Origin of the sequence: Flavobacterium orientale, from assembly GCF_014638005.1 — a bacterium.
Lineage (GTDB): Bacteria > Bacteroidota > Bacteroidia > Flavobacteriales > Flavobacteriaceae > Flavobacterium > Flavobacterium orientale.
The window spans coordinates 377,840-390,994 of sequence record NZ_BMFG01000001.1 but is presented as its reverse complement, the minus strand read 5'-3'; the positions used below and the strand labels follow the sequence as shown (position 1 = coordinate 390,994).

The following is a 13,155-nucleotide window of genomic DNA, read 5'->3' as shown; positions in this document are numbered from 1 at the left end:
AATAAAAAAAAATGTGATGTTATTCACCCCAAAATCATTCACAATGAAAACTAGACTTCTAATCCTACTTTTACTTGCTTCAATTGCCGGTTTTTCACAAAGTATTACTGTTTCTACAACCAGTCATACGGTACCCGAGTTAGTAACTAATGTTTTAGTAAACTCACCTTGTTTACAAGTGAGTAACATTAATTGGAGCACGGGAACTAACTTTGGTTCCGTTAACGGAATCGGATATTTTGAAAATACCAATCCCAATTTTCCATTACAAAGTGGTGTCATCCTATCAACAGGTGATGTGTTGAATGCACAAGGTCCCAACAACAGCATGTTAAACGATGGTTCAAATGATTGGCCGGGTGATACCGATTTACAAAATGTCTTGGCTTCAGCCGGCATTGCTATGAATTCAGTAAATGCGACAGTTTTGGAATTTGACTTTGTAGCCTTATCACCTCATTTTGATTTTGACTTTTTATTTGCTTCAGAAGAGTATGGCAACTTTCAATGTCAATTTTCAGATGCTTTTGCATTTTTGCTTACCAATTTAGCTACGGGAGTAACCACCAATTTAGCTGTTGTTCCCTCCACTACAACGCCAATTTCTGTGGTTACTATTAGAGACTTTTTATACAATTCCTCTTGTCCTTCAGTTAATCCACAATTTTTCGGATCCTTTAATGGTGGTTCCAATGCAGCTACTGCTCCCATCAATTTCAACGGACAGACAACAGTATTAAATGCTTCTGCTGTATTGACTGCCGGGGTTTCTTATAAAATTAAATTAGTTATTGCTGATAGAGCTGATCCACAATCAGATTCGGCTATCTTTTTATCTGCCAATGCTTTTAATATTGGTCAGAATGTATTAGGTGCTGATTTAACAAACACATCCAATTCCAGTTTATGTTTTGGAGCGACACATACTTTAACTACAGGATTAAATCCTGACGAATATACCTTTACATGGAAACGTAACGGCACCACTTTGGCTGGTGAAACCGGAGCTTCTTTGGTTATCAATCAAGCCGGAACGTATGTGGTTACCTATTCCAACAATGCTTTTCCTTGTCAGACTATCACTGATGAAATTATTGTGCAATACCAACCTCAATTTGTAACTCCGGATCCTAAGAACATTTACCGATGTGATTCAGGACAAAGTTCGTATACGTTTAACTTGGCTTCCAACACTCCGGTTGTTACTTCAGGTTTACCTACAGGAACTTTAGTATCTTATCATACTTCAGCTGAAGATGCTTCTTCAAACAGCAATCCGTTGCCATCTGTTTATACCTCAGCTGGAAATCAAACCATTTATGTTAGAATTCAGAAAAACAATTCTACTTGTTTTATTGTAAAAACATTTGAGCTTCAAGTTACACCTCCTCCGGTTGCCCATCAACCTGCAGATTTTCATGCCTGTGGGAGAATAAATAACCCAACACGAGCCAATTTTAATTTGTCGCTGATCAATCCGACGGTTCTTAATGGTCAATCGTCAGAATATAATGTAATCACCTATCACTTAACACAAGCCGCAGCGGATAGTGGCTTAAACCCGGTAGCATTTCCTGTATTTGGCTCTTTAAACCGAACCCTATACATCAGAATCCAAAACATTACAGACCCAAGTTGTTTTGCTACAACAAGTGTTAATCTTGTGGTGGATGCCCTACCAATAGTTGATGTTTTGGAAGATGTAATTGTATGCGACAGTTATGTATTGCCTACGATCAGCAACGGCAATTATTTTACCGGTCCGAATGGTACCGGTCAGGCTTTGTTTGCCGGAAATGTAATTACAGAAACCAAAAGAATTTATATTTATAGACTTTCAACTGTTGCACCAATTTGTCCGAATCAAAGTAGTTTTTTAGTTACTATTGTAAAACCTGAAAGTTTAACCATTTCAAGTGGAAGTTATTGCGGAAGCTATTTATTGCCTTCCCTAACTTTTGGAAATTATTATTCTGAACCTGATGGTGCAGGAAGTATACTTGTTCCGGGAACAGCTATTACTGAAACACAAAACGTTTATTTTTATTTCCTATCAACAGTTGCTCCTTTTTGTGAAATCAGTTTAGGTTATTCAATTGCAATAGTACCGAACCCTGAGATTGGTACATTTGAAAATGTATTTGATTGTAGTGCTTATATTTTACCGGCTCTTTCGGTTGGAAATTATTTTGATGCTCCACATGGGGCAGGAAATAGTATTCCTGCAGGAACCGCTATTACAGCGACACAAACCATTTTTGTGTATGCTCACAACGATATTTGTACTTCAGAAAACAGTTTCACCGTATTCATTGGTTTAGATGCTCCGGTTTCCACAACAGAATGTGTGAGTTATACACTACCTGAATTGCCAATAGGCGGTTATTTTTCAGGGCCAAACGGCACAGGAACAGCCTATCCGGCAGGAACAGAAATTAATTCCACCCAAACTATTTATATCTATGCTGTAAGTCAATCTCAACCTAACTGTACAGACACCCTTAATTTTACTATTACTATCACATTACCGGTAATAGAAGTGCCTGCGGTGACGACAGCTTGTGAAGCCTATATTTTACCTTCCATCCCTGTAGGAAACTATTTTACCGGACCCAATGGTACAGGAACGCTATTGTTCCCGGGCGATGAAATTGTGAGTGCCCAATCTTTATTTATTTATTTGAATAATGGCGATGGTTGTGAGCACGGCGTAAGCTTTGAAATTAATCCAAATCAAAAACCGGAAATTGATGCAAGAGGCGATATTGATGGTTGTAATACCTATATTTTAACTGATTTAGAACTAGGCAACTATTATACAGGTCCGAATGGAACCGGTCAACAACTAAATGGTGGTGATGTAATTACTGAATCTCAGTTAATTTATATTTATGCTACCGGCAACGGATGTGTTTCAGAAACTAGTTTTCAAGTTAATGTATTTGATATCCAAGCGGACTCCTCTGATGATATCGTAGTGTGTGACAGTTATGTTTTACCTACACTATCAGCAAACAATTTATATTATACGGAACCAAACGGTTCTGACGGTTTTGGAACTGTGGTAGCACCAGGTACTGTTATTACTACCTCACAAACTTTATATATCCATAAAAAGAACCAAATCCGTCCTTCGTTTTCGTGTGTTGATGAAAGCTCATTTACTATTACTATCAATACTACTCCTATAGTAGCCCCGGTTGCTACAGTTTCAGTTTGTAATTCATATGTTTTACCAGCACTGGCTGTTGGAAATTATTATACTGAAACAAACGGAGGAGGCACTATGCTTACAGCGGGAACCGAATTAACAACAAGTCAGTTGATTTATGTTTATGCAGAAACAGGAACAACACCTAATTGTTTTGATCAAAAAAGTTTTCAATTAAATATATTTAATGTTGACGAACCGGCAGACGTTGTCTCTTGTTCCAGTTATACTTTACCAGCCTTAACAGTTGGAAGGTATTACAGAGGACCGAATGCAACAGGTGGTCAGGTAGCGGCCGGAACGGTTATTACCTCATCACAAACCTTATATGTTTTTGCCAATAGCAATTATACCCCAAACTGTTCTGATGAACACGCGTTTACCATTACAATCGTACCGCAACCGGTAGTTAACAACATCCCTGTTGGAAACCGACGTGTTTGTGATGAAGATGGCGTAAATGACGGTATTACCTCGTTCGATTTAACTACGCTGGATGCTATTGCTTTGGGCACACAAAATGGTGCTGAGTTTGTGGTAAGTTATCATGCTACTTTATTAGATGCAACGGAGAATACTAATGCATTTACAGCCACTACATTACAGAATTTATTTATACGAGTTAGTAATACTTTAGCTCCGGAATGTTATGATATCAAACCTTTAACCTTAATCGTTCATCAATTACCGGAACCAACACCTGTGGATGGTTATGTTTGTGTGGAAAGTGGCACCGGAGTTGTATTGAGTACTTATACAATAGCTACTAATTTATCGAGCAACACCCATAATTTTGAATGGTATCTTAATGAAACCTTAATCAATGGTGAATTTGGAAACACATTAACTGTTTCGGCTCCCGGAATGTATTTTGTAGTAGCGACCAACATAGCCACCGGTTGTTCTTCAGAACCTACTATAGTTGAAGTTTTACAATCTGAACCGGCAGCTATAACTTTTACGGTAAGTATGGCTTTTAGCAGCACCAACTCAATAACAATTAATGCCGTTGGTAATGGCGGTAATTATGAATACCAATTAGACAACAGTCCGTTTCAAGACAGTCCAACTTTTGACAATGTATCCTCAGGAATTCACACCGTTACAGTAAGAGATAAAAATGGTTGTGGTTCAACAACAGAAGACGTATTGGTGGTTAATTATCCCAAATTCTTTACGCCAAATGGCGATGGATTTAATGACACTTGGAACATTAAAGATTTAGCAGATCAAACTAATGCCGTTATCTATATTTATGACCGATACGGAAAATTAGTAAAACAAATATACCCTAATGGAGCAGGATGGGACGGTACTTTCAACAATCAGCCGCTACCTTCTACCGATTATTGGTTTACTGTTACCTATGAAGAAAATAACAGTACAAAAGAATTCAAAGCACACTTTTCTCTGAAAAGATAGTTTAGTTGTTTTATTTTTTGACATGGCCTCCCACGTGGAGGCTTTTTTTTGTTTTGTTTGTAACAAATCGCAACATTTATAGTCTACTATTTTATGAGCATCAACATATGTTAAAGCAACGTTAAATAATATATAAAAAGGTACTTTGTTATACAATGTACGTAAATATGTTTTACATTTGCCTCATCAATCATCAATCATCAATCAATCTCCGTTTAACGGAACAAAAAACGAACAAAAATGAAACTAAAAATCGCAGTGCTCCTGTTATGGTGCGTACAATTATTTGCTTCAAACGAAAATATAGGAGCAATCACTGGTAAAGTGGTAGATAAAACAACCAACACCCCTATTCCTTATGCTTCCATTATCATCAAATCAAATGATCAAATTGTAACGGGGGGAATTACAGATGACAAAGGGGAATTTAGCATCACAAAAATTGCGAATGGTACTTATGATTTTGAAATTCAATTTATAGGTTTCAAATCGTATACGTCTAAAATTACCATTGACAACAAGACAACTAATTTAAAAACTATTTATTTAGAAGAGGAATCCACTAAATTGACAGAGGTTGAAGTAACCGCTGAACGCACGACTTTTGTACAAAAAATAGATCGAAAAGTAGTTAATGTTGGTCCCGATTTGGTCAATGCCGGTCCAACAGCTTCCGATGTTTTAAATAACATTCCTTCGGTTAGTGTTGATTCACAAAACAATTCGGTTTCTTTACGAGGTAATGACAATGTACAAATATTTATTGATGGTAAACCATCTCAAATGTCGGCATCTCAAGCCTTACAACAAATACCATCAACCTCCATTAAGCAAATTGAGTTAATTACGAGTCCATCCGCTAAATATAATCCGGAAGGAATGAGTGGGATTATCAATATCATTTTGAAGAAAAACTCCAATTTAGGTTTCAACGGAAGTGTAAATGCCGGAGCAAATTTTGGTATAGTTCCTAAAGCAAATACTTCTTTGGATTTAAATTACAGAGTGAATAAATTCAATTTTTATACCACCTATTCTATGAACCATGGAAGAAGAATAAACGAAGGCTATTTAAATACTATTGATTTAACCAATGAAGACAGAAGTAATCGTTCCGATTTTTATATTGACAATTTTAATAAAAATCACTTTGTAAAAGCAGGAGTAGATTATTATTTGGATGAAAAAAATACGATTTCCTTTTTCACCAATCAAAATTTCAATTCAAATGCTGGTATTTTTAATAACACCGTAAACTTTTTTTCAGGCGTAAATCCAGACATAACACAATTGTTTGATTCTAAAAACACTAACAGAAATCAAGTCTATAATTTAGGTTATAAACACGAATTTGAAAAACCTCAAAAAACATTTGAGGCGGAAATAAATTTCAATAAAAATGATAGAGATGAAGACAGTCGATTTTTTGATGGAAATAACAATTTATTACAAACCAATCAAGTAGAAACTCTTGGCAAAAATGTAATCATCAATGTAGACTTTGTAAATCCAATAACTGAAACCACAAAATTAGAATTAGGATTAGAAAGCCGATTTGACGGAACTGACAACCAGTTTGATCGTGACTTAACTTACTTTTCTGATTTTGATTACAAGCGATCCATTCAAAGTGCCTATGTTAACTTAGGCAAACAATCAGGAAAATGGGGCTATCAAGCCGGAGTTCGTTTAGAAAGCTTTGACGTGGAAGCCAATTTTAGAAGAGTTGATGATCAAGACGGGCAATTTAAAGATTACATCTTTACAATTTATCCTTCCGCCTTTCTAACGTATGCTTATACTGAAAAAGACAATTTTAATTTGAGTTTTTCGAGAAGAGTTGACAGACCAAACTTAAATCAAGTGAATCCTATCAGAGAATGGAGTAGTCCAACTATTGACCAAGAAGGTAATCCGAATTTAACCCCTCAATTTACCAATTCCGTTGAGTTAAATTATACTCGTTCTACCAAAATTGGTTCCATAACTTCGGGTGTGTTTTTCCGACTTGTAAATGATCCTATCACTCAGGTTTTCATCCAAAGTCCGTATGACGAAAACAAAAAGTTAATGACTTTCGCTAATTTCAGTAATACTACTCAATATGGTATTGAAACATCGGGGAATTTAAAATTTAAAAAATGGTGGAGTACTAACTTTGGAGTTGACGCTTATTTCAGAAACGTAACCGGTTTTGTAGAAAATATTGATAGAGATTTAGTTGAAAAATCCGTTTTATCTGTGCCATTCAATGCCCGAATGAATCATGATTTTAATGTGACCAAAGATTTTAGAATCACTTGGTTTAGTATGTATCGCAGTGCCGTTGATGATTTACAGTTTAACAGTAGAGACATGTGGCGTACTGATTTAGGCGTACGATACAATATCTTAAACAATCAAGGTTCTATTAGTGTGCGATACAATGACCTTTTCAATAAAATGAGAGCTCGTTTTTATGGTGAAAATCCTGATCAAGTTGATGGACAGTTCCGTTGGGAAAGCCGCATGTTGAATGTTACATTTAACTACCGTTTCGGCTCCGGAAAAAACAGAGCGATGCAACGCAAGCAAAGAGATAAAAACGAAACCCAAGGAGGTGGGCTGTTTTAAAAATAAAAAAAGGTTGTCTGAAATGGACAACCTTTTTTATAGTAATTAGTAACTAGTGATTAGTATTTACCATCTAATAATTACGCTCCCCCAGGTGAATCCGCTACCAAAAGCGGCTAAAACAACTAAATCTCCTGATTTAATTTTACCTTTTTCCCAAGCTTCGGTTAAAGCGATCGGAATGGAAGCTGCTGTAGTATTTCCGTATTTTTGAATGTTGTTATAAACTTGATCGTCTGACAGTTTAAATTTTTGTTGAATAAATTGTGAGATTCTCAAATTCGCTTGATGCGGAATCAACATATTAATATCGGAAACATTCAAATTATTGGCTTGTAATCCTTCATTGATCACTTCACTAAATCGAACTACGGCATGTTTAAAAACATATTGTCCGTTCATATAAGGGAAAAAACTTTCGTCGTTTGGGTCGTTGTCTTTGATGATGTCTGTCACCCAACGTTTACCCATTCCCGGAGCAATAACCGCAAGTTCTTCGGCATGTTGTCCTTCTGAATGTAAATGGGTGGATAAAATCCCTTTGTTCACATCGACCTCTCTGGAAATAACGGCAGCTCCTGCCCCATCACCAAAAATTACAGAAACACCTCTACCTCTTGTGGTCATATCCAATCCATAGGAATGCAATTCCGAACCAACTATCAAAATGTTTTTATACATTCCTGTTTTAATATATTGATCTGCGATAGACAAAGCATAAACAAAACCGGAACATTGGTTTCTGATATCCAACGCACCGACAGTTCGCAAACCCAAGTCACGTTGCACTAAAACACCGGGACCAGGAAAATAATAATCCGGACTTAAGGTAGCGAAGATGACAAAATCGATGTCTTCTTTAGCAACACCCGAACGTTCTATAGCAATTTCAGCCGCTTTAACTCCCATGGTAGTAGTAGTATTGCCGTCGCCTTTTACAACATGTCTGCGTTCTTTGATACCGGTTCGCTCTTGAATCCATTCGTCATTGGTTTCAATTCGTTGTGACAAATCATCATTTGTAACCACATTTTCAGGCACATAGAAACCTAAACCGGAAATTTTTGAATGATACATAGTGAGAGTATTATTAATTTTTGAATAACAAATTTAACAATCTTATAAAATATACTGCTATAACTTATGATAAATTTAGAATTTACTAATTTCTAACTCTACATAACAACTTTATAAAATTTTTAAGGAATTAGCGTTCCTTTAAGAAAATGTAGCACGGTTTATGCTTATTTTTGAAAAAATAAAATCCAATGCGTCAACTTCTTACCATTTTTATTTTTATTCTATTGAGTCATTTCACTTATGCTCAACTGGATGGTTCCGTTCGCCCTCCAAAGTTTGGAGCTGTTGATTCTCCTATTGCTCCAAAAACGAATACCCCTTTTGATGGTGGAATTAAATTTTCTCCTAAATATAAAATTGGGGAAGACCCAACTCCCGAGCCTTTAATTCAAGAGAAAAAGCCGGACATGACCCAACAAGATAACTTTATTAAACCCGATCATTCTTATAATCCCAAATGGCTAGAGAAAGATTCAGAATCGAGTGAAGCTTACAAGAAAAGTCAATATTTTGGTGATTACAAAACCAAGCACAAGAAACTGAGAATACTTTGTCGCGACCATGAGTATGTGGATGGAGACCGTGTTCGAATATATCAAAATGATAACATTATTGCCAATGACATTCACCTCGTTGGTGGTTTCAAGGAAATATATGTGGATTTAGTACCAGGATTTAATAAGATTGAATTCATGGCCTTAAATCAAGGTACTTCAGGACCCAACACAGCTGAATTTAAAATTATTGATGAAAACGGGAACGAAATCATGGGTAATATTTGGAATTTAGCTACCGGTGTAAAAGCCTCACTGATTGTTATACAAGAATAAAACCAATTAACTGACTATATGAAAACTAACCTTTACTTATTTTTGTTGGTAGGATTTATGGTTTCTGCACAAGAAAACATTTCCTATCAAAAACCACCTAAAGAAATTCTCGATTTAGCTGATTACGAACGTGCTCCTTCTGTGAACATGGACAGCAAGAAACAGCTCATGATTTTGAGTTACCGAAACACTTACAAAACACTTGATGAATTAAGTCAGGAAGAAATGCGTTTGGGTGGACTTCGAATTAACCCGATTACGAATATTTCAAGTACTGTAACTTACATCAACAATGTAAAAATCAGAAAGATTACTGATAAAGTTGAAACGCAAGTTAGCGGTTTACCTGACAATCCAAAAATCAGTAATTATGCGATGTCGCCTGACGAGAAAAAGATGGCTTTTTCAAATACTACTGCTACCGGAGTTGAACTTTGGGTTATTGATTTAGCTACAGCAAAAGCCTCTAAAGTAACTGATGCTAACTTAAACGCCAACATGGGAAGTCCATACAGTTGGTTTAAAGATAGTGAGCATTTACTAGTTCGCGTGTTGCCTAAAAACAGACCGGCTTTATTGGACGAGAAGAAAAACCTTCCAACCGGACCAATAGTTTCTGTTGGAGATGGTTCAGTTTCGCAAAACAGAACCTATCAGGATTTGTTAAAAAATCCGATGGATGAAAAGAATTTTGAAACAATTGTAACGTCTGAACTTTACAAATATTCCTTATCCGGAAAAGCGGAACTTTTTAAAGGTGCAGCTATGTATGCCGGAGAGAGTTTTTCACCTGACGGTAATTACGTTATGATTACGACACTTGAAAAACCTTTTTCATATATCGTTCCTCTGAATCGATTTCCTCAACAATCGTCTGTTTATGATGCGAGTGGAAAATTGGTTCGTGAAGTAAATAGTGTGCCCTTAATTGAAATCATGCCAAAAGGATTTTCTTCTACCCGAAAAGGAAAAAGAAGTATGACTTGGCGAGCAGACAAACCCGCTACACTTGTTTATGTGGAAGCTTTGGACGAAGGTGATCAAAATGTAAAAGTGGACTACAGGGATGAAGTTTTCTTGTGGGATGCTCCCTTTACTGCAGCACCAAAATCATTGGTAAAAACACAACAACGTTTTGCCGGAATCCAATGGGGTGATGCCACCAGAGCCATCGTTTCTGACCAGTGGTATGACACAAGAAACAGCAAAGCTTATCTAATCAATCCTTCCAATCCGAGTCAAGAGCCTAAAGTGATGGCCGATAGAAACTATCAGGATATCTACTCCGATCCGGGAGATTTTGAAACGAAAAGAAATGAGTTTGGCCGAAATGTTATTGCTATCGAAAATGATGTTGCTCACTTAATTGGAGAAGGATTTACCAAAGAAGGTCAGTTTCCTTTTATCGATGAGTTGAACTTTAAAACACTTCAGACAAAAAGAGTATATCAATCGAATTTGAAGGATAAGAAAGAGGATTTGTATTCCATTATAAATGCAAAATCAGGGGATGTTTTAGTGATGATTCAATCTAAAAATGAATATCCCAACTATTATATCAGAAATATAAAAGCGAAAAACAAACTGACGCAAATCACAAATTTCAAGAACCCTTTTGAGAGCTTGAAGAACGTACACAAAGAAGTGATTAACTACAAACGTAAAGATGGCGTTGAGTTGTCGGGGACATTGTATTTACCGGCAGGTTATGATAAAACTAAGAAAGAGAAACTACCTTTATTGATTTGGGCTTACCCAAGAGAGTTTAAAGATAAGAGTACGGCAGGTCAATCGAGTGCGAATCCGAATTCGTTTACGTTTCCGTATTATGGTTCGTTTGTGTTTTGGGTAACGAGAGGTTATGCTGTTTTGGATGATGCCTCCTTCCCTATTGTTGGTGAAGGTGAAACAGAACCGAATGATAACTTTATCGAACAGTTGGTTGCCAATGCAGAAGCTGCTATTGATGCGGTAGATAAATTAGGGTACATCAACAGAAATAAAGTGGGTGTTGGTGGTCATTCCTATGGTGCGTTTATGACGGCTAACTTGTTGACACATTCAAATTTGTTTGCTTGTGGTATTGCCAGAAGTGGAGCTTACAACCGAACACTTACACCTTTTGGATTTCAAAGTGAGCAACGTAATTACTGGGATGTGCCACAGATTTATAACGGCATGTCGCCATTTATGAATGCTCATAAGATGAAAACACCGATGCTTTTAACACATGGCGAAGCGGATAACAATCCGGGGACGTTTACTTTGCAAACGGAACGTTACTTTCAGGCGTTGAAAAACCTTGGAGCTCCCGTTCGTATGGTTATTTTACCTAAAGAATCGCATGGTTATGCTGCGAAGGATAACATTCTGCATTTGCTTTGGGAACAGGATCAGTTTTTGGAGAAGTATCTGAAGTAGGTGATGGGTGATTGGTAATGGGTAATGGGAAATAAAATTAGCCCCGAAGTCGAGAGATTTCGGGGTTTATTTTTTGGATAAATGGATAGTGGTGCCTTCGGTTAGGTGTGTGTCATTTTCAAAATAGAGGATTCCGTCGGGGTAAGTGGCTTCGATGAGGTAGTGGTTGCCTCGGAAGTAGGCTACGGTTACGGTAACTTTCAAAGGAGCGTTTGCTACGATTTGCAATTGGTGTGGGTAAAGCAATTGTGTGTTTTCTTCCTTCAAATACTTGCCTGGTATTTCGTTTATATCGCCAAAGAGGGAGGCGGTGTATATATCGGTTGGGTTGTTGTAGAGGTCTTTGGGTTGACCTGTGGTGGCGACTGCACCGTTTTGCATGACGAGGACTTCATCGGCGAAAGAGAGTACGTCAGTGCTGTCGTGGGTGGCGACTATGGTGGTGATTTCTTTTTGTTTTAGGTAGGCGAATAGCTTTCTGCGGAGGCTGTTTTTTCTGAAGTTGTCGATGTGGCTGAAGGGTTCGTCGAGGAGGAGGACTTCAGGTTCTAGGGCTAGTACTCTTGCGAGGGCTACGCGTTGCATTTGGCCACCGCTGAGGTATTTTGCTTTTATGTTGGCATACGAGGTCATTTCTACTATTTCGAGAAGCTCTGCGATGCGTTGCTTTTTTTCTTCGGGGTAGAAATTAGAGAGGTATTTGCCGACGTTTTCGGCTACGGTGATGAAGGGCATTAAATCAAAGTCTTGTGCGAGGTATTTCATGAAAGGCATTCCGGGGATGAGGTGGAATTTTGGGCCTTGCACTTGAGTTTCTTTCCAAAAGATGGTTCCGTTATCGAGGTCGTGGAGGCCGTATAGGAGTTTGAGGAGGGTGCTTTTGCCGCAGCCGCTTTCTCCTATGATGGCGAGGTTTTGTGCTTTGGGTAGTTCAAAGCTGATTTGTTTGATGACGGGTTCTTTTTGGTAGGAGAATGTGGCGTTATTGACTTTTAACATGTGTTGTTGGTGTGGTTTGGTGCAAATTTAACGTTTTTTTGGATTGGATGGCGGTTGTCTGGTTTCTGTTGTCGGTTGTCTGTTATCTGTTGTCAGTTGTCGGTTGTCGGTTTTGGGGAGGTGTTGTTTTATTGGCTTCGGATTGGGGGGATTTTGAGGTGGTTGGGGTGATTTAGATTTTGGTTGGTGGCGAATTGATTGGGCTTGTGAACGAATCGATTGGGCTTGGAAGCGAATTGGATGGGCTTTAGAGCGAATCGAATGGGCTTGCAAACGAATTGCATCGGCTTGTGAGCGAATCGAATGGGCTTGGAAGCGAATTGGATGGGCTTGCGAGCGAATTGGATGGGCTTGTGAACGAATTGGATGGGCTTTGGAACGAATTGAATGGGCTTGGAAGCAGATTGATTTTGGTGTTGTGAGTTGTTGCCTGCTACGCAGGAGGTTCCTTCCACCGCGGCGGGATAAAATTTCGTCTTCGACACCACTCCGGATGATAGAGGAGATGTGGATAATAAAATTGGTGTAAGGCTGATGGTGATTTTATTGATGATTGATGACAAAAAGGTTAGGATGTGC

6 protein-coding genes are annotated in these 13,155 nt (G+C 37.8%); 4 read left to right on the top strand and 2 right to left on the bottom strand.

The genetic code is table 11. The features are described from left to right. Window positions 1–43 precede the first annotated feature (43 nt). Complete coding sequence (locus IEV15_RS01675; protein WP_188360755.1) at window positions 44–4,633, top strand: T9SS type B sorting domain-containing protein; 4,590 nt, start codon at window positions 44–46, stop codon at window positions 4,631–4,633. Between the two features lie 240 nt (window positions 4,634–4,873). Further along, on the top strand, window positions 4,874–7,246 hold the full coding sequence (locus tag IEV15_RS01670; RefSeq protein WP_188360754.1) for a TonB-dependent receptor: 2,373 nt from the start codon (window positions 4,874–4,876) through the stop codon (window positions 7,244–7,246). 66 nt (window positions 7,247–7,312) lie between these two features. Here the strand turns inward: IEV15_RS01670 and IEV15_RS01665 are convergent, their stop codons facing one another. Next, window positions 7,313–8,323 carry a 3-oxoacyl-ACP synthase III family protein gene (locus IEV15_RS01665; RefSeq protein WP_188360753.1) on the bottom strand — a complete coding sequence of 337 codons (1,011 nt, stop codon included), beginning with the start codon at window positions 8,321–8,323 and terminating at the stop codon, window positions 7,313–7,315. 191 nt (window positions 8,324–8,514) lie between these two features. Between IEV15_RS01665 and IEV15_RS01660 the strand changes: the two genes are divergently transcribed. Together IEV15_RS01660 and IEV15_RS01655 are read left to right on the top strand one after the other, a co-directional pair. Beyond that, window positions 8,515–9,156 carry a hypothetical protein gene (locus IEV15_RS01660; protein ID WP_188360752.1) on the top strand — a complete coding sequence of 214 codons (642 nt, stop codon included), beginning with the start codon at window positions 8,515–8,517 and terminating at the stop codon, window positions 9,154–9,156. An 18-nt stretch (window positions 9,157–9,174) separates the two neighbouring features. Further along, window positions 9,175–11,577 carry a prolyl oligopeptidase family serine peptidase gene (locus IEV15_RS01655; protein ID WP_188360751.1) on the top strand — a complete coding sequence of 801 codons (2,403 nt, stop codon included), beginning with the start codon at window positions 9,175–9,177 and terminating at the stop codon, window positions 11,575–11,577. 66 nt (window positions 11,578–11,643) lie between these two features. Here the strand turns inward: IEV15_RS01655 and IEV15_RS01650 are convergent, their stop codons facing one another. Next, window positions 11,644–12,576, bottom strand: coding sequence for an ABC transporter ATP-binding protein (locus IEV15_RS01650; protein ID WP_188360750.1), 933 nt, complete (start codon window positions 12,574–12,576; stop codon window positions 11,644–11,646). Between the last annotated feature and the right edge of the window lie 579 nt (window positions 12,577–13,155).

Excerpts from the sequence above, each read along its gene's own strand:
- IEV15_RS01655 (WP_188360751.1), top strand. The coding sequence starts at position 9,175 with ATGAAAACTAACCTTTACTTATTTTTGTTGGTAGGATTTATGGTTTCT.
- IEV15_RS01670 (WP_188360754.1), top strand. The coding sequence starts at position 4,874 with ATGAAACTAAAAATCGCAGTGCTCCTGTTATGGTGCGTACAATTATTT.
- IEV15_RS01665 (WP_188360753.1), bottom strand. The coding sequence starts at position 8,323 with ATGTATCATTCAAAAATTTCCGGTTTAGGTTTCTATGTGCCTGAAAAT.
- IEV15_RS01660 (WP_188360752.1), top strand. The coding sequence starts at position 8,515 with ATGCGTCAACTTCTTACCATTTTTATTTTTATTCTATTGAGTCATTTC.
- IEV15_RS01675 (WP_188360755.1), top strand. The coding sequence starts at position 44 with ATGAAAACTAGACTTCTAATCCTACTTTTACTTGCTTCAATTGCCGGT.
- IEV15_RS01650 (WP_188360750.1), bottom strand. The coding sequence starts at position 12,576 with ATGTTAAAAGTCAATAACGCCACATTCTCCTACCAAAAAGAACCCGTC.